The following is a 17,838-nucleotide window of genomic DNA, read 5'->3' on the forward strand; positions in this document are numbered from 1 at the left end:
CGGGCCGCCGCCCGGCCGGCGCTTTTTGCACGTTGCCGTCCGCCGACCTCGGCGGCGTTCTCGTTGGAATGACCACTATGACCAGCATCGATGAATCCGGGCGCTTGCCATCGGGGCGCGACTACCGGCCGACCCTCAACGTAACACTGAAGGACTCCGAACCCGGCGCCTTTCCGCAGCGCGGTAACCTGCCGGTTAGAGAGCCCGGCATTCTGCGCAGGTGGGAGGAGACGGGTCTCTATCGGCAGTCGCTCGATCGGCCGGCTCCAGCCGGGCCGTTTGTGCTTCATGACGGCCCTCCGTACTCCAACGGAAACATCCATCTTGGCCATGCTCTCAACAAGATCGCGAAGGATTTTGTTACCCGCCTCAAGATGATGCAGGGCCATTGCGCGCCGTACGTACCTGGTTGGGATAACCACGGCATGCCGATTGAGAACGCCGTAGTGCGCGAATTCCGCCTCCATGGCGAGCAGCCGGATCGCGTGACTTTACGGCGCGCCTGCCGCCGTTATGCAGAACAGTGGATTGATACTCAGCGCGAGCAGTTCAAGCGATTGGGCGTGCGCGGTGATTGGGATAATCCGTATCTCACGATGAGCCGCGAGTTTGAGGCAACAATCGTTGGCGTCTTCGGAGAGTTCGTCGAGTCGGGCTACATCTATCGCGGACTGCGTCCCACCCTGTGGTGCGCGGGCTGCGAAACCGCTCTGGCGGACGCCGAGATTGAGTATGCCAACCACACCTCCAGCAGCATCACGGTTCGCTTTCCTCTGGCATCCGACGCGTTGGGCAGGCTGCCCGAAGGCCAGCCGGTGTATGCGCTGATCTGGACCACGACGCCGTGGACGATACCCGCCAACCTGGCGCTGGCCGTACATCCGGACGTGGAGTACGCGTTGGCGGCCGTAACGTTACCGGAAGGCAGCCGTGTGAGCTACCTGGTAGCCACTCCATTGCTGACCGCTGTGGGCGAGGCAATCGGCGCGGATTTGAGCGAAGTTACCGGAGTTTGGAAGGGCGCCGATCTGGCGGGAGTGGTTTTCCGCCATCCGCTTTTCCAGCGCGAAGCGCCGGTTGTGACCGCCGACTATGTAACCGTGGATGCCGGTACCGGCATTGTACATACGGCGCCCGGGCACGGTAAGGAAGACTTTGATACCGGCCAGCGGTTCGGGCTGGATGTGTTGTGTCCGGTGGATTCTGCCGGGCGATACACCCCACAGGCTGGAGAGGTTTTTGGTGAGCCACTGACCGGCCTGCGCGTAGTGGCTGAGGAGGGGGAAGGCGAGAGTCGCGCCAACAGCGCGATACTGAGGGCACTGCAGGAGGCCGGCGCGCTCCTGAGCCATACGCACTTTGAGCACTCCTACCCGCACTGCTGGCGCTGCCACATGCCCCTCATCTTCCGCGCTACCGTGCAGTGGTTTTTATCGATCGACCATGACGGCCATCGACAGAAGTGCCTCGATGCGATCGGCGGCGTGACCTGGTATCCACCGGAGAGCGAGAACCGTATTCGCAGCATGGTTGAGAGCCGCCCCGATTGGTGTGTATCGCGCCAGCGATCGTGGGGCGTGGGCATACCGGCATTCTACTGCGACGCATGCGATGAGGCTATCGTCAGCCGTGATGCGGTCGCCGCGGTGGAAGCGCTGGTGCGCGCCGAAGGATCCGACGCGTGGTACTCGGCGCCGCCCGAGTCGATCCTCCCCGCCGGCTTCACCTGCCCGGGGTGTGGCGCCCCGGCAGCAGGACTGCGCAAAGAGACCGACGTGCTGGATGTCTGGTTCGATTCCGGCTCGACCAATCGTGCCGTGCTGGAGGATCGTGCTCGCTGGCCCGAGCTCACGTGGCCGGCTGATCTCTATCTGGAGGGAGGCGATCAGCATCGCGGCTGGTTCAACTCGTCTCTGATGGTCGGTGTAGGCACGCGCGCGGCTGCTCCGTACCGCGCCGTTATCACCAGCGGGTGGACCCTTGATGAAGAGGGATTCGCCATGCACAAGAGCGCGGGCAACGTGGTCGATCCGCAGGATGTGATCGACAGGTACGGGGCCGATGTGTTGCGATGGTGGGTTGCTTCCAGCGACTTTATGAGCGATGTGGGCTGTGGCGCCAATCTCCTGCAGCAGGTTGCAGATAGCTACCGGCGCATCAGAAACACGTTCCGCTTTCTGGTCAACAATCTCGCCGATTTCCGCGTGGAGGAGCATGCCGTCGCCACGGCCGCGCTCGAAGATCCGGACCGATGGATCCTTGAACGCCTGAATGAGGTGACGGAGACGGCCCTGAATGCGTACAATAGTTACGCGTTTCATCGTGCCTACCATGCCGCGCACAACTTCTGCGCTGTGGACCTCTCCGCGGTCTACCTTTCGGCCGTGAAGGACAGGCTGTATGCCTCGGCAGCACATGCGCCGGAGCGGCGCTCGGCACAGACGGCGATGCATCGGGTGGCAGAAACACTGTCGCGGCTTCTGGCCCCGATGCTGGTGTTTACCACCGAGGAGGTTTGGGACTATATCCACCTGCCCGATAAGCCGGCGAGTGTGAGCCTGGCCATGCTGCCGCAGGCACAGCCGGCCGACACCGCCCTGTTGAGCGACTGGACGCGGCTATTGGAGCTGCGTGACGAGGTGAATCGCACACTCGAGGCGGAGAAACGCGACGGGAAGTTCTCCAATCCGTTGGAGGCCCGGGTAACTATCCGCTGCGATCACGACCTGGCGCGGGTTCTGGCGCTGCGCGAGGCCCATTTACCCGCCCTGTTTGGCGTATCGCAAGTTGGCGTGGCCGAAGCTGCGGGTGAGCTGGAGGTTACGGTCGGAGCGGCTGCCGGCATCCGCTGCGCCCGCTGCTGGCTGGTGAAGAGCGATGTCGGCGAGGCCGCGCCGGAGCTTTGTCGTCGCTGTGCCGAAGCAGTTGCCGTGTGGGATGGTGAAAGAGCAGGGGGTGTGGCATAGGAGCGGAATTGCAGCAAGAGAACACGCCGGAAGAGCCGCCGGCGAGCGAGTCGATGGCCGGCCAGCCGGTGAAGCAGCAGGTTCGCGCACCACACCGCGCGCTGCGTGCGCGCACCTTTTACGGCATCGCTGCCCTGGTGTGCGGCGTGGATCAGGGCAGCAAGCTCTGGGCTATGAGTCACCTGTACTGGGGAACTCCCGTGCCCGTGGTGGGGTACCAGTTCGATCTGCGGCTGACCCGCAACACCGGAGGAGCCTGGAGCATGGCGCCACACGCAAACACACTGTTCATCGTGTTTGCGTTTGCGGCTATAGCTGCGCTCATCACGGCGTACCACCGGATGCGTGAGGTGGATCTGCTGGTCGGTGGCGCGTTTGCCCTGGCGCTCGGCGGCGCCGTTGGTAACGTGCTGGATCGGGTGCGACTCCACTTTGTCATCGACTTTTTCGAGATCAGCGCCATCCATTGGCCAATCTTCAACGTGGCAGATTCGGCAATCACGCTCAGCATTGTGCTGCTGGTGCTGCACTTTCTCATGCCGGAGCGGATGCGCGTGGTATCGTCTGCGCGCACTCGGCGTGAAGAGAGTTGACATAAGCCATCGGCTCGGTACCGGGAAGGGTTTGCGGTAATTCTCCATGCATCCTATACTTTTTCATCTTGGCAGCGTAACGGTCAGATCGTATGGAGTGCTTCTGGTCACGGGCTTTCTGGCAGGCTTGTGGCGCGCCATGTGGCTCTGCCAGCGGCGTCAAAAGGAGCTGCCGCCCGGCTCGCCACGGCGTGTGCATCCCGACGCCATCTTCGATATCGGCATCGGCGTGCTGTTTTCCGGGTTGGTTGGCGCGCGGCTGCTGTTTGTGCTCCTGGATTGGGGCAGCTTCGCTGCACACCCGATCGATGCGTTGAAGATTTGGCAAGGCGGCCTGTCGCTGCACGGCGCGCTGATCTTTGGCATCGGTTTCCTCACTATCTACTGCTGGCGGAAGAAGCTCAGCATGATGGCAGTGGGCGATATCGCGGCGCCTACGTTTGCGCTCTCGTACGCCATCGGGCGTGTCGGATGCCTGTTGAACGGCTGCTGTTACGGCCGTCCGACCAACATGCCGTGGGGCATAAGGTTCCCCAGCGAGCAGTTTCCAGGCGTCATGACGCCGCCCAGCCACCCAACACAACTGTACGCCACGCTCTTCAACCTCTTCTGGTTCTGGGTGCTCTTGCGGTGGGAGAAGCGTCGCCACCACGACGGCGACCTGTTTTACGGCTACATCGCCATGTATGGCATCTACCGGTTCATCGACGAGGAGTTTCGCGCCGGCGCAACTTCCACGTACCTCATTCCATCGATGCACCTTACCGATACGCACATTGCAAGCCTGGTCATGATCGTGATAGGCGCGGCCGGCATGCTGTGGCTGCGACGACATCGGACGGCGTACGTCTCGCCCTCCGCACCGGCGGAAGCCTCTGCATAGCAGGGGTTCGCCTTGTATGGAGGAGCGATCGGCCGCAAAGGGCTAACGAACAGGAGAATCGGATACTGACCAGCGAACATTGTTCCGTGGTAGCTGCGTCTATCTAATTGAGTCGCATTGAGCCATCCCGCCGTGATCAAACCGGTGGGAGCCCGGACTGCAGTTGGGCAGTGTGCGGGCGGGGTGTGGTTGCGCCATCATCGTCCGCCGGCGGCTGTGGCTCTTCGCGTGGTCGCTGCGCCCTTTGGCGCGACCCGGTTCGCCGATCTCTGCGGACCGCAATCCTTCCTTCATTCATTCAGGAGTGTTTTGCTTGCCACGCAAGGTCATTGGAATCACGTGCGCTACCGAGCAGGCCGCTAACGGCGGTTCCGCGCTCTTCCGGCTGAACGCTGCTTATGTTCAGGCAGTACAGAACGCGGGTGGCGCGCCGGTCATTCTCCCGTCGTGTTCCAGCCCGGAGATCATCGAGCGGTACCTGGGGCTCATCGACGGTCTCCTGCTCAGCGGTGGGGCCGATATCGCTCCGGGCCTGTATGGGCAGGAGCAGATGCCGTGCTGCGGTGGCATCGATCCCGCCCGCGACGCGTTCGAGCTTCCGCTGGTGAGGCGGGCAATTGAGCAGGATATGCCGGTGATGGGCATCTGCCGCGGCATCCAGGTGCTCAACGTAGCTCTGGGCGGCACGCTGATACAGGATCTGCCTGAGCAGCAGCCGTCGGAGATACGGCACCAGCAGACCGACTTCGGCCATGTACGTTCGGATGCAACGCACACGATCCAGGTGCGGCCGGGCAGCCTCCTGCACGATCTCACGCAATCGGTGCAGATCGAAACAAACTCCATGCATCACCAGGCGCTGGCGGATTTGGCGCCAGGGCTGGTGGTGACGGCCCGGACCAGCGACAGCGTGATCGAGGCGGTGGAGATGCCGTCTCGCCGTATGGTGCTGGCTTTGCAGTGCCATCCGGAGGAAACGGCCTCACGCGATCCCATATCGCGGCGCCTGTTTGAGGGCTTTATCTCGGCTGTATAGCTAAACGCTGCCAGCGGAAAAAGAAAGCCTGCGCCGGCTGCAGTGGCCGGCGCAGGCCCCATCCATTCGGGGATGGTTTACCCTTAAGGAGGACATGTGCTGCTCACCAGTACGTAACGCGGGCACTGCGTGTTCCGGGGGGAACTCGGCCGTTGTGGATTGCCGCAGTGTGGAACCGGTGTTACGCGCGTGCCGGCGCCTCGCTCTATCATCCAACGCCTCACCACTGTCATCCTGAACACCAGCGCGGCTCCAGGCATCGTGGAAGGATCGCAGTGGGATGGCTCCGGCTCCGGGCCCGGGCGCAATCGGCATGTGTGGCTTTCCGCGGAGAAGGTTTCAGGTTGGGCAGCGCGGCAAGTTGACGCGGAACGCTGCGCTCCGGTATAATCGTTGGGCCAGTAATCTGGCGACAACTCCCGGTCATGCTTTCCGGAAGCCCCCAAACCGCTCGAAAGGCATCGTGAAGCCGTAGCGGGAGCGGGCTTTTCTGTTGCTATTGCTGGCGCGGCTTATCAAGCGATGTTCGATACCTTATCCGATAAACTTCAGGGCGTGTTCCAGCGCCTTCGCGGCAAGGGCCGCGTTACCGCCGCCGATGTTGAAGAGGCGATGCGTGAGGTTCGGCTCGCCCTGCTGGAAGCCGACGTCAACTACAAGGTTGTAAAGGATTTTGTTGCCACAGTAAGCGAGCAGGCGAGGGGCGCGGACGTACTTGAGACTCTGCAGCCGGCGCAGCAGGTGGTCAAGATTGTCAACGATGAGTTGATTCGGCTGCTTGGCGGCGCGCAGTCCACGATTACCTCCGCGTCGCAACCGCCGACCGTGATCATGCTGTGCGGACTGCAGGGCTCCGGCAAGACAACGTTATGCGGAAAGCTGGCGCTCCACTTCAAGAAATTGGGTCGCCGTCCCCTGATGGCTGCCTGCGACATCTACCGGCCGGCAGCGATCCGCCAGCTCCAGGTACTGGGCGAGCAGATCGAACTGCCGGTCTACGCTTCCGATCCGGCGGAAAGGAAGTCGCCGCCGACTATCGCCCGGGATGCCGTAAAGCGGGCAGTCGCAGATAACTGCGACCTGGTTTTGTTGGACACGGCCGGGCGTCTGCACATCGATGCCGACCTGATGGATGAAGTGGGCCAAATGAAGGCGTGGGTGAAGCCGCACGAGGTCCTGTTGGTTGTTGACGCAATGGTCGGACAGGATGCCGTCAACTTTGCGGAGCAGTTCAATCGTGAACTTGGCATCACGGGCTTTGTGATGACCAAAATGGATGGAGACGCTCGCGGCGGCGCCGCCCTCTCGATCCACGCGGTTACGGGCGTTCCGATCAAGTTCCTTGGCGTAGGCGAAAAGCTGGATGCCCTGGAACCGTTCTATCCCGAACGGATGGCCCAGCGGATCCTTGGCATGGGCGATATTCTGAGCTTGATCGAGAAGGCTCAGGAGGCCATCGACGAAAAGTCGGCCGCGGAGATCGAGAAGAAGCTCCGAAGCAGCCGGTTTGATTTGAACGACTTTCTGGAACAGATGCAGCAGATGAAGAAGATGGGGCCCATCGAGAATCTGCTGAAGCTTTTGCCCGGCGTAAACAGCGCGATGTTGAACGATGTGAAGATCGACCCGAATCTGCTGCCGCGGAAAGAGGCGATTGTGCGCTCGATGACCAGAGCAGAACGCTCGGACCCATCGCTGATCAACGGCTCACGCCGAAGCCGAATTGCGATTGGCTGCGGACAATCGGTACACGATGTCAATACGTTTCTCGACGAGTTCGACAAGATGCGCAAGATGATGCGCACGATGATGACGCAGCCGAATGGCAAGCGGCCCGGGCTGCGTCACGGCATGAAGGCGCTGCAGGGAATGCAGGGGCCCGCGCGAACCGGACGCAGGCCAAAGCTGCCGTTCAGCCGCTGAACCCAGTTACCGGACCTCCCAACAGCAAGGAGAAGAGGAAGTTGCCCATAAAGATTCGCCTGAAGCGCGTCGGCGCCAAAAAGCAGCCGCAGTACCGCGTCGTGGTGGCCAACAGCACCGCATCGCGCGATGGAAAGTTCAAGGAGATACTTGGACACTACGATCCGTGCAAAGAGGGTTCGCTGGTGCTCAATAACGAGCGGGCCGTACAGTGGCTGCACAACGGTGCACAGCCCACCGATACGGCGCGCAACCTGCTGAAACAGAGCGGGGCGATCGAGCTGTTTGAGCAGGAAAAGGCCGACCGCAAGGCCGCGCGAGCGGCCAGGTAAGCGCGAGCAAAACCGGAGCAACCGATGGTGCAGCAGCTTCTGGAGTATGTGATTTCGGCGCTGGTTGACGTGCCCGAAGAGGTGGATATACGCCGCCTCGAATCGGAGCGCGCCACCACATGGGAAATCCGCGTTGCGCAGGGCGATATGGGCAAGGTTATCGGGCGAAACGGCCGCGTGGCATCGGCGATCCGAACGGTGGCCCGAGCGGCTGCCGGGCACGATGGAGCTCGCATCTTTGTCGAATTCCAGGACTGAGGCTGCGCCGGCCGGGATGATGCCTCTTGGCACTATCGTATCGCCGTTCGGAAGGCGTGGCGAAGTCAAGCTGTGGCCGGATACGGACTACCCGGAGCAGATGCTGAAACGACCAACCATTGCGCTGCGGCTGGCAAAAGGGCCGGTTTCGCAGTGGAAGGTTCAGCAGGCTCGAATGCACAAACGGTGCGTGGTGCTGAAGCTGGAGGGAATCGATTCGATCGACGACGCGGAGCGCCTGAGAAGCGCAGTTGCGCTCCAGGATGTGGGCGATGCCGCGCCATTGGGTGAAGACGAGTACTACATCCACGACCTGGTCGGCTGCGAAGTGCTGACGCCTGGTGGCGCGCCGCTGGGAACCGTGACGGGTGTGCTGCGAACTCCCGCCAACGATGTTTATGTGATACGCTCGCAGGAGACCGAATGGCTGCTGCCGGCAATTCGGCAGGCCGTGCGGAATGTGGATATAGCTGGAAAGCGCATAACGGCAACGCCAATGCCCGGTATCCTGCCCGAATCGTTGGCCGATGCTGCGCATTGATATCCTTACGGTGTTTCCGGTTCCGGTAACCGAGTTTCTGGATCACGGTATTGTGCGGAGGGCGGCGGAGCGGGGGCTGGTGGAACTGTGCGTCACGGATCTGCGTGACTTTACCGAAGACCGGCACCGATCGACGGACGACGTGCCATACGGTGGTGGCGGCGGCATGGTGATGAAGGTAGAGCCTATTGCGCGGGCGATGACCGCCGTAGGCGCCCGAAACCCGGAGCCGGGGATGCAGCGGCTGCTGACAGATCCGCGTGGTCTGCCGTTCGATCAGCCGATGGCGCGGCGGCTGGCACTGGAACAGAGGTTGGTGCTCGTATGCGGCCACTACGAAGGCGTGGATGACCGCGTCCGCAGGTACCTGGTGGATGACTCGGTTTCGGTGGGCGACTATGTGCTGACGGGTGGTGAGTTGCCGGCGCTGATCATCACGGATGCCGTCACCCGGCTGCAGCCGGAAGCATTGGGCGATAAGGATGCGCCCGACAAAGACAGTTTTGCGGATGGTCTGCTCGAGTATCCGCACTATACGCGGCCGGCCGAATACTGTGGCTGGCGGGCGCCGGAGATGCTGCAGTGCGGCAACCATGCGGCCATTCAGCGATGGCGAAGATGGTGGCAGCTGCAGGATACACGCCGACTGAGGCCGGACCTGCTGGAGAAGGCGATTCTGACGAGCGAGGACCGCGAGTTGTTGGAGCTGCCCGAACCGGAAGCACCCGGCGAATGGCGGCAATCCGCTTCGCGCCGACACGATGAGGAGAACGACAATGCCGAAACTTACCACAATTCAGGAGATTGAGGAGGGTGAGAAGTCACGCTCCATCGATATCTGGGTCGAGACGGAAAACCGCCGCCGCGACGCCGAGGGCAAAGAGAAGAAGCGTACCGACGTGGAGCATACCGATGCTTCTGCGCGCGTCCCGATTCCGGGATTCCGAGCCGGCGATACCGTGAAGGTACACGCCAAGGTGGTGGAAGGCGATAAAGAGCGCGTTCAGGTTTTTGAAGGCGTGGTGATCGCCCGGAACAACGGCAGCGTGCGTGCCAGCTTTACAGTGCGCAAGGTTGCGCATGGGGTTGGCGCCGAGCGGACCTTTCTGCTCTTCTCGCCCCGTATTGAAAAGATAGAGGTTGTGCGGTTCGGCAAAGTGCGACGGGCCAAACTCTACTATCTGCGCGGCAAGGTCGGCAAGGCCACGCGCATCAAAGAGGACCGAAACCCAACGCGGTAACCGCGCTGGAATCCTCCGCCCGGTGCGCTTCGGCGCAGAGGCACGCTTTCTGAGACTATGACTCCCAACGATTCCGGAGCGGCCGAGCTCCTCGCCAATCTGAGCCCGAGTATGGTGGTGCTCATCGCATTTGCGCTGACACTCGCCCGGATGGTGCTGTTGAGTTTCCGGGCGCCCGTCAAAGCCGGCGCTGCGTCGCAGCCGCTTCCTGCCGCCCGTACCGTCGCCGATATTCTGGAGTCGCTCATCGTGGCCGGCGTCCTGGTCTTTCTTATCGTCCGGCCGTTCTTTGTGCAGGCGTTTTACATTCCATCGGAATCGATGGAGCCTACCTTGATGGGGCACGATGCCGGCGTAGATCCCGCCACGAACGAAGACTACCAGCACACCATTCACGACCATCTGTTCGTAGACAAGCTGGCTTATCGCTTCCACCCGCCCCGCCGAGGCGATATCATCGTGTTTCTGGCGCCGAAACGGGCCGATATTGAAGACCAGAACAATGGCCTGCCCGAGAAGCAGAATGTGTTGATCAAGCGCCTGATCGGCATTCCCGGCGACACCATCCTGGTGAAGGACGGCGCTGTTTACCGCAACGGAAAGCGGCTTAATGAGCCGTACATCAAGGAACCGATGAAACTGGATTCGCACGTGCCGTTTGGTTCGCCCGGTTCTCCGGGTGATCCCGCTATTGGCGTGCCTCCGGGGGCGGTACATCTGGCTCCCGGTGAGCTGTGGGTGATGGGCGATAACCGCAACAACAGCAGCGACAGCCGATATTGGGGCCCACTGCGCGAAACCAGAGTTATCGGCAGGGCGGACTGCATCTTTTGGCCACTCGACCGGATCCGAATCCTGCACTGAACGGTTTTCAACGACAGGCACACCCGAGGAGACGCGCGATTACAAGGTCCACGCCTGCCGGATGGGACCTGGAGCGCGATGCGATTGCTCACGGCGCGACCTGCGTTGCCGGCATCGATGAAGCGGGGCGCGGGGCATGGGCTGGGCCGGTTGCGGCTGCCTGTGTGGTGCTGCCGCTGGGAGTCGATCTTCCTGGCCTCACCGATTCCAAGCAGCTCACGCCCTCCCGGCGCGCCGAACTGGAACTCCGGATCGAGGACTGCGCCGTGGCGATCGGCTTTGCACTGGCCAGCCAGGCGGAGATCGATCGCCTTAACATCCTGCGCGCCACACACCTTGCGATGCGCCGCAGTTTCGAAATCGTGCGCTCGCTGGCCCCCGAAGCGTTCGGCCTCATCGACGGCCTGCCGGTACCGGGCTTTCCGGCGCCCTGCCGATCCGTGGTCCGCGGTGACTGCCTCAGCGCCTCCATTGCGGCCGCTTCGGTGATCGCCAAAGTCCGTCGCGACCGCATCATGGTTGATCTGCAGGGCCGGTACGGCCGGTTTGCATTTGCACGTCACAAAGGCTACGGTACTCAGCTGCACCGGAGCGAGCTGCAGCAGTTTGGTCCTTGCCCCGAACATCGGCTCTCGTATCGCCCCGTCGTGGAGGCGAGCATGGCGGTGATGGGCCGCTTGCATGGCGGGTAGCCGGCGGCTGGGAGAGTACGGCGAGGAGTGTGCGCGCCGTTACCTGGAGGGTTTGGGTTGGCGCCTGCTCGCTGTCAACTATGGCACACCGGTAGGCGAGGTGGACCTGGTGTTTGAGCGGTCACCGGCGCCGCACGCTGCGCTGGTGTTTGTTGAGGTGAAGACGCGGTCCGGCGAAAGCTTTGGCGACCCGGCAGAAGCTGTTACCGGCAGGAAGCAGGCCCGAATCGTGGCGGCCGCGCGTAGGTATCTGGCCGCGCACCCGGCGCGCGACGAGCCCGAGTCTCGATTTGACGTCGTAGAGGTCTACACGGTGCCCGGGAAGCCAACGCGAGTTCGGCACATCGCCGCCGCGTTTGGACCCATCGATTGAGTCCGGGACGCAGTCTGTTCGGCGCCACAAAAACAGCGCGGCGTCGGATGAGATTGTCATCCGACGCCGCGCCGATGTCAGTCAGAGCGTAAGGCCGAAACTACAGTATGATTAGGAAGTAGTGCTGTTTACGCCGCTGGCTTGTGGCCATTCTGACTGACGCTGCTCTCCTCGTTCTCCCCGGGCTCGTGCATCGAAGCAGAATGGGCATCAAACAGCGCCCTTCCTGCAAGTTCCGGCAGCACCACATTGAGCGGTACCTGCACGAAGACCCTCTGTCCGCTGCGTGGAAATACGAGCCCCACTCGAACAGGCGAGTTCATTGCGTCACCTCCTCTCTATGAAGTTGTCCTCACATCATTATAGACGAGCTCACGTCGCCAAATGTTGCCTCCCGCCAACAAGAGTGCAGGATGCGTGTTGAGAGAGTGTCTAAAGATTGCTGGAATCGGAGACGGACCGCTCGTGGGGCGAAACGTGCAGGCCGGTTGTGCACAGCCATGCGATGGCTCGCTGCACTTCGCCCAGCGGCCCGGTAAGCGCTATCTCCAGCCATCCGCCTTCTGCAGCGTCGAACGCTGCGCTCAGAATGTTTACAACTACACGGTGGTCACGCCCCAGCCGGCAGAGCACCGGTTCATCGCCCTGTCCGCGTGCAGCCATTTCGATCGCCACGTGCAGGGTCGCCACGCCCGTAGCCTGCTCCTCCGGAAGCGGGCCGCAGCGCTCGATGCTGCCCTTTTCCGGCAGCATTCCGCAATCGGCCAGGTACTGCCGGGCTTGATCCAGCTCCTCCTGTGAGCCGTCAAATGAGGCCTCGCAAACCGCGGTTGCGCCGGTTATGTAGGCGCGCCGCAGGTTTGCAGCCACATGAAACTTGCGTGCCACCCTCCAAAGGATCGGCGCGCTCGAGTGCGGCGCTGCCGCTGCCAGAGTAAGATGCATAGTCGGCATGGTTATTGAGCGCCGGTTACAGGTTCCGGGTGAGACAGCCCACGCCGCCGGCTATAGCCGGTACGATGGAGACGGTGTCGCCATCTTTCACCGGTGTCTCCTTGCCGGAGAGAAACCTTACATCCTGTTCGTTGAGGTAGATGTTGACGAACCGGCGCACCTCGCCCGCATCATCGGTTATGCGCGCGGCAATACCGGGATACTTGCCATCCAGGCTTGCAATAACACCGGAAATGGTGCCGGGCTCTGCAGACACCTCGGTATTATCCTCGGTGTATCTGCGCAGCGGCGTGGGTATCAATACGGTTACAGCCATTTCAGTTGCTCCTGCTGCCGGGCGCCGTTCCGGCGAGCGCGTGCTCTCGCGTGTCTGAGCTTAGCGCGGCATCCAGCGACTTGAGGTTAGGTTCAATCTGGCGCGGAGTGGCAAGACGCCCCTCCATGACTTCCTGCACTTTCAAGCCATTGCCTGTAATCGCCAGCACGACAACGTCATCTTCGTGGAAGCGATGCTGCTTCGCAAGTTTCCGCGCCACAGCCACGGTGACGCCTCCGGCGGTTTCGGTAAAGATCCCCTCGGTATGCGCCAGCAGTTCCATTCCCTCCACCACCTCATCGTCGGTCACGTCGTCGGCCCATCCGCCGCTCTTGCGGACCGTCTCGATAGCCAGCAGGCCATCGGCCGGATTGCCAATTGCGATGGACCGTGCGATAGTGGCTGGCTTCTGCGGTTTGAATACCTCCCAGCCGGCCTTTACGGCGGTGGTGATGGGCGAGCATCCGGTTGCCTGCGCGGCGTACATGCGGGTGTTCACCGTATTCTCAAGCAGTCCGAGCCTGGAGAACTCGTGGAGGCCCTTGTAGATCTTGCTGATCAGTGATCCGCCGGCGCACGGCGCCACAACGTGGTCGGGGGCGCGCCACCCAAGCTGCTCGGCAATTTCGTATCCGACGGTTTTCGAGCCATCACCATAGTAGGTACGCATGTTCACGTTGACGAAGGCCCAGGGATACCTGCCCACCGCTTCGGCGCACATGCGGTTCACGTCATCGTAGTTGCCGGCAACCGCAAAGAGCCTTGCGCCGTAAACCAGGGTTCCCAGTACTTTGCCGGCTTCCAGGTCGTTGGGAATGAAGATGTTGGCCTGGAAGCCGCCTTCTGCGGCATGCGCCGCTACGGAGTTTGCCAGATTCCCGGTGGAGGCGCAGGCAACCGTATCGAAGCCGAATTCGTGGGCTTTCGTGAGCGCCACGGAAACCACACGGTCTTTGAAAGAGAGTGTGGGGTGATTGACGGCGTCGTTCTTTACGTAGAGGCGGCGCAATCCCAGCGACTCGCCGAGCCGGCGTGCGCGAACGAGCGGCGTAAAGCCAACGTGGCCGCCGACGAATGGCTCGCCTTCAACCGGCAGCAGCTGCTTGTAACGCCACATTGAGCGTGGGCCGCACTCGATGGTCTGCCGAGTTACCCGTGGAGCGATCTCGGCCCAGTTCATCACCACTTCCAACGGCCCAAAGCAGTTGTCGCAAACGTGGTTCGGCGCCACCGGTGACTCTTCGCCACACTCGCGGCACTTGAGGGCTGATACTTTCACCATCGCTCGCTCTGTAGCTCCATGCATCCGCCGATAGACAAAACGCCTCTCACTCCGCGCTTTATGGCGCCGGACGAGGGGCGTTTGCGGCAGGATCTCGCTGCCCAGCCGGCGCCGGGCGAAAAGACGGCAGCGGGCGGCTGCCATGGTAACCGAACCACTCGAAGTGTACCCGGCAGCCGCCCGCAGTGTCAACGAGCCGGCGGTCCCTACGGTCCCGCCTGCACTCTATTTTCCCTTCTTCTTGTCAGGCGACTTCCGCACGGGCGCGCGGAAGGGATTGCCCTTTGGCGCAACCTTGTGGCTGTTGATTGCCGCCGGGTGCGGTACGAACCTTGAAGGCTGTGCCGGCGCGTGCCTTTGCTGGAAGGTGTGCGGAGTTACCGGCCGGGCCGGGCCACGTCCCTGGGCCTGGCCGAAGGGGTTACCCGGGTGCGCCACCGGATGCCCGAAGATCGGCGCGGGCGGCTGAAGCCGGAAGGGCGTCGAGTGTACGGGTTTCCCGGTACGGTGCTGCGGCACAAACGCCGGACGCGGTGGCGCGAACGAGTGAGCCACAGGCGCGCGGTGATTGGGCGTAACGGGTGAGCCCATGTTTCGGCCGAACGCATGACCGGGCGGAGTAAAGCCGGGCTGGCGCCCGAACGCATGACCGGGCGGAGTAAAGCCGGGCTGGCGCCCAAACGCATGACCTGGCGGCGTGAAGCCGGGCTGACGCCCGAAGGCATGACCGGGCGGCGTGAAGCTCGAACCGCCTGCGCGGCCGGGCGGTGCGAAGTGCCCATGAGCGGGGCCGCCCGACGGATGGCCAAACGATCCGCCCATGCTCGCCATTGGTCTGTTCATCGAGTGGGGCAGCAGCTGGCTACCCGGGATCTGGCGATTGCCGATGTTCGCGCTGCGGTTCATCCCCATGTTTGCCATCACGGCGCCGGCCGGACCGCGACCGTTCATCGGCAGCATGCTGCCGTTCCGGCCGTTGTAGTAGCGGACGATCGAACTGGGTGGCGCGTACTGGTTAGGGCGGCCGCTGTGATGCTGGTTTTTCAGCAGGAGGTAGGCGCCGACGAGAACGGGAAGCGCGAGCCACCACAGGTTCTTGTTGCTGTGACTCTTTGGCTTGATGATGGTCGGCTGGTAAGTGGGTTGACTGTAGGGATCGTTATAGCCGGCAAGCTGCGACTGCCCCGAATACTGCGTGCCGGGATCCTGGTAGTACTGGGTGTTGGGATCGCCGACGTAGTTCCGGTAACTGTCGCCGCTGCTGGTCCGGATTATGCGGAAATACCGATTTCGGGAGGCGTCGTAACGCAACGGATAGTAGTGTCCGTTTGGTCCCGTGTATGCCGGGTAGAAATGGCCCTGGCTGTCTCGGGCTACGTGGTAGTAGTGCCCGTCATGATCGCGAAGGTACCATGCGCCTGAGTGCTGCACCATGGTGAGCGTGCGATTGGTATCCACCACCTTTGCCGGCGCCGGCGGAAGGCTGGGCAAGACCGTGTAGGGCTGAAAAGCTTGACCGCCGGCGGCGCCTGCGGTGGTTGTTGGTGGCGCCCCAGCAGCCGGATTGGCAGGCGTGGCGGCCGGCGGCGCCGGAGCGGTGCTGGAAGGCGACGTTTTGCCGCAACCTGCCAGCAGAGCGAGCGCCAATCCTCCCAACGCAGCCGCAGCGGCAATTCGGGTTGAAGCAGGGCGGAATCTCATCTCGAGTTCTCCTTGGGCCGGGTCGGTGCCATCGACCGGTTCGCGTGAGACGGCCTCGGCCTGCTTACGCGCGGCCGCACTCCGGGCCTATCCCTTGTAATACGAAGTATAGGCCCTATTGTTACACCTGGCGTTGTAAAATGTGCGCTTGGCCAGCTTATTGCAAAAGGCGCATCGCCAGGACCATGTGAACTTTCATATTCATCGGGCCGTTCGGTCCGTTAGACAGCGTCATCGACATATCGCCGGAGCCGCTCATGCGGATCAGCTTGCCTGCCGCCGGGCTGAAGTCGGAGTCGGACGTCATATGGAGCTCACCAGTTCCGCCGTCGGCTTGCGCTACCGAAATCGGCGCGGTCATTACGCTGTGGATGAGCACGGTGGTAAAGCCACCCACGTGCTCGGTTTTCACCAGCCGAGAATGCACCGTGTAGATGCCTCCTCCGGAAACGGGCGGAAGTTTCCCGGTGGTTACCCAGGTTTGACCTGGAGAGACGGCATGCTTCGGCAGGTAGACCGTAGCGTTCTGCATGGAGCTGCTAAACTGGCCGGCCATGGCGCGCTCCTGCGCAGTGCCACCTGTTGCCTTCATCGAGAGGATGTGTCCCAACGGCGAAAAGACCATCGTGAAGCTGGGAGTGGCCGGCGCCGGCAGAACGTTGCCGTTGACCATATACTTCATACCATTGACGCTCTCGATCGCCTGTGCATTGCCGTCTGGTAACACTTTTGTGACGTGCGTGGCAATCTCCATCGCCATACGGGCGGGAATCGTCCGCTCTCCACCATGGGCACCGACCACGGTTGTAAGCTGCATGGTGAATGCATACTTGAGGTTTTCGCCGGCTTTGAACTTCATGCGCAGGAAAACCGGTCCCCGAGCCGCGCCGGCCGCAAGCGCCATCGAGCCGGTAATGGCTGCAATGGCAACCGTCTTGGCGCGCGAGCCGAATTGAAAATGCATCAGTGTCAATCCTTTGAGTTATGGGCGGCGGTGATTTTGGCCGGTAGGTCCGTTGCGAGCCCGCCACCATGGCACACGAGTAGGATGATCGCGCTCTTCTGGTTTACTGCAAAAGGCTCAATGCCAGGACCATGTGAATCTTCATATTCATCGGGCCGTTCGGTCCGTTGGAGACCTTCATCGACATGTTGCCGGAGCCGCTCACGCGGATCAGTTTGCCGGCCGAAGGGCTGAAGTCGGAATCTGAAGTCATCTTAAGTTCACCGGTTCCGCCCCCTGCCTGCGAAACGGCAATCGGCGCGTCCATCACGCTATGGATGAGTACCGTTGGAAAACCGCCTACGTGTTCGGCCTTTACAAAGCGAGAACGTACGGTGTACGTACCTCCGCCCGCCACGGCCGGCAGCTTACCGCTGCTGACCCAGGATTGGCCGGGAGAGACTGCCTGCTTCGGCAGGTAGACTGCGGCATTCTGCATTGGGCTGGTCAATTGGCCAGCCATTGCCTTCATTTGCGCGCTGCCACCGTTGGTCTTCATGGAGACTATCGTGCCAAGTGGCGAGTACACCACGGTGAAGCTGGGTGTGGCGGGTGTTGGGAACTGGTTGCCATTCACCATATACTTCATGTTCTCGATGCTTTCCGTTGCTTGAGCGTTGCCGCTGGGCATCACTTTTACGATATGTCGTACCATCTGCATCGTCATGCGCGCGGGAATGTTCTGCTCTCCGCCGTTGACATTCACCGAGGTGGCAAGCTGCATGGTTAACGCATACTTAAGCGTTTGGCCGGCTTTGTATTTCATCCGGAGGAGTACCGGACCGTGAGCCGCGCTGGCCGCCACTGCCAAAGAAGCTGCTATGGCCCCAAAGGCAAGTGATTTAACGCGTGGACCGATTTGAGAATCCATCTGGGTCAA

General features: G+C 61.9%; 20 protein-coding genes. 13 read left to right on the top strand and 7 right to left on the bottom strand.

All coding sequences use genetic code 11. The annotated features are described in order from the left end of the window. The first annotated feature begins 68 nt into the window (after positions 1-68). The 13 genes from ileS to KGJ62_02420 all read left to right on the top strand — a co-directional run bounded on the left by ileS (position 69) and on the right by KGJ62_02420 (position 11,702). The gene (ileS, locus tag KGJ62_02360; protein ID MDE2125412.1) at positions 69-2,966 is read left to right on the top strand and encodes an isoleucine--tRNA ligase; all 2,898 of its coding nucleotides are present in this window, start codon (positions 69-71) and stop codon (positions 2,964-2,966) included. Between the two features lie 8 nt (positions 2,967-2,974). Continuing rightward, the gene (lspA, locus tag KGJ62_02365; GenBank protein ID MDE2125413.1) at positions 2,975-3,559 is read left to right on the top strand and encodes a signal peptidase II; all 585 of its coding nucleotides are present in this window, start codon (positions 2,975-2,977) and stop codon (positions 3,557-3,559) included. A gap of 46 nt (positions 3,560-3,605) precedes the next feature. Beyond that, positions 3,606-4,442, top strand: a complete 837-nt coding sequence (gene lgt, locus KGJ62_02370) for a prolipoprotein diacylglyceryl transferase (GenBank protein MDE2125414.1) — start codon at positions 3,606-3,608, stop codon at positions 4,440-4,442. A gap of 313 nt (positions 4,443-4,755) precedes the next feature. Further along, complete coding sequence (locus tag KGJ62_02375) at positions 4,756-5,478, top strand: gamma-glutamyl-gamma-aminobutyrate hydrolase family protein (GenBank protein ID MDE2125415.1); 723 nt, start codon at positions 4,756-4,758, stop codon at positions 5,476-5,478. 522 nt (positions 5,479-6,000) lie between these two features. Further along, positions 6,001-7,401 (top strand): signal recognition particle protein, encoded by a 1,401-nt coding sequence (gene ffh / locus KGJ62_02380; GenBank protein MDE2125416.1) that lies wholly within the window; start codon positions 6,001-6,003, stop codon positions 7,399-7,401. A 41-nt stretch (positions 7,402-7,442) separates the two neighbouring features. Beyond that, positions 7,443-7,733 carry a 30S ribosomal protein S16 gene (rpsP, locus tag KGJ62_02385; protein MDE2125417.1) on the top strand — a complete coding sequence of 97 codons (291 nt, stop codon included), beginning with the start codon at positions 7,443-7,445 and terminating at the stop codon, positions 7,731-7,733. A 24-nt stretch (positions 7,734-7,757) separates the two neighbouring features. Further along, complete coding sequence (locus KGJ62_02390; GenBank protein ID MDE2125418.1) at positions 7,758-7,991, top strand: KH domain-containing protein; 234 nt, start codon at positions 7,758-7,760, stop codon at positions 7,989-7,991. Then, entirely contained in the window at positions 7,972-8,532 is a 561-nt protein-coding gene (rimM, locus tag KGJ62_02395) for a 16S rRNA processing protein RimM (protein MDE2125419.1), read from the top strand. Before KGJ62_02390 ends, rimM begins: the two co-directional genes overlap by 20 nt. Then, entirely contained in the window at positions 8,522-9,340 is an 819-nt protein-coding gene (gene trmD, locus KGJ62_02400) for a tRNA (guanosine(37)-N1)-methyltransferase TrmD (GenBank protein ID MDE2125420.1), read from the top strand. Before rimM ends, trmD begins: the two co-directional genes overlap by 11 nt. Further along, positions 9,309-9,773 carry a 50S ribosomal protein L19 gene (gene rplS, locus KGJ62_02405; protein ID MDE2125421.1) on the top strand — a complete coding sequence of 155 codons (465 nt, stop codon included), beginning with the start codon at positions 9,309-9,311 and terminating at the stop codon, positions 9,771-9,773. Before trmD ends, rplS begins: the two co-directional genes overlap by 32 nt. 150 nt (positions 9,774-9,923) lie before the next feature. After that, positions 9,924-10,637: a signal peptidase I gene (gene lepB, locus KGJ62_02410; protein ID MDE2125422.1), complete on the top strand. Its 714-nt coding sequence runs from the start codon at positions 9,924-9,926 to the stop codon at positions 10,635-10,637. 38 nt (positions 10,638-10,675) lie between these two features. Then, on the top strand, positions 10,676-11,329 hold the full coding sequence (locus tag KGJ62_02415) for a ribonuclease HII (protein ID MDE2125423.1): 654 nt from the start codon (positions 10,676-10,678) through the stop codon (positions 11,327-11,329). Beyond that, a complete protein-coding gene (locus KGJ62_02420) occupies positions 11,319-11,702 on the top strand; it encodes a YraN family protein (GenBank protein MDE2125424.1) in 384 nt (127 codons plus the stop codon). The genes KGJ62_02415 and KGJ62_02420 overlap by 11 nt, the downstream gene beginning before the upstream one ends. Before the next feature lie 128 nt (positions 11,703-11,830). Here the strand turns inward: KGJ62_02420 and KGJ62_02425 are convergent, their stop codons facing one another. From KGJ62_02425 to KGJ62_02455, 7 genes are all read right to left on the bottom strand, one after another. Continuing rightward, positions 11,831-12,025 (bottom strand): hypothetical protein, encoded by a 195-nt coding sequence (locus KGJ62_02425; protein ID MDE2125425.1) that lies wholly within the window; start codon positions 12,023-12,025, stop codon positions 11,831-11,833. Positions 12,026-12,134: 109 nt separating this feature from the next. Then, the gene (locus KGJ62_02430) at positions 12,135-12,656 is read right to left on the bottom strand and encodes an NIL domain-containing protein (GenBank protein ID MDE2125426.1); all 522 of its coding nucleotides are present in this window, start codon (positions 12,654-12,656) and stop codon (positions 12,135-12,137) included. A gap of 16 nt (positions 12,657-12,672) precedes the next feature. Then, a complete protein-coding gene (locus KGJ62_02435) occupies positions 12,673-12,972 on the bottom strand; it encodes a MoaD/ThiS family protein (protein MDE2125427.1) in 300 nt (99 codons plus the stop codon). Position 12,973: 1 nt separating this feature from the next. Further along, the gene (locus KGJ62_02440) at positions 12,974-14,278 is read right to left on the bottom strand and encodes a threonine synthase (protein ID MDE2125428.1); all 1,305 of its coding nucleotides are present in this window, start codon (positions 14,276-14,278) and stop codon (positions 12,974-12,976) included. 201 nt (positions 14,279-14,479) lie between these two features. Beyond that, a complete protein-coding gene (locus KGJ62_02445) occupies positions 14,480-15,955 on the bottom strand; it encodes a hypothetical protein (GenBank protein ID MDE2125429.1) in 1,476 nt (491 codons plus the stop codon). Between the two features lie 157 nt (positions 15,956-16,112). Then, positions 16,113-16,919: a hypothetical protein gene (locus KGJ62_02450; GenBank protein ID MDE2125430.1), complete on the bottom strand. Its 807-nt coding sequence runs from the start codon at positions 16,917-16,919 to the stop codon at positions 16,113-16,115. A 103-nt stretch (positions 16,920-17,022) separates the two neighbouring features. Then, positions 17,023-17,829, bottom strand: coding sequence for a hypothetical protein (locus tag KGJ62_02455; GenBank protein ID MDE2125431.1), 807 nt, complete (start codon positions 17,827-17,829; stop codon positions 17,023-17,025). Between the last annotated feature and the right edge of the window lie 9 nt (positions 17,830-17,838).

It is taken from the genome of Armatimonadota bacterium (assembly GCA_028871815.1).
GTDB lineage: Bacteria > Armatimonadota > Chthonomonadetes > Chthonomonadales > Chthonomonadaceae > REEB205.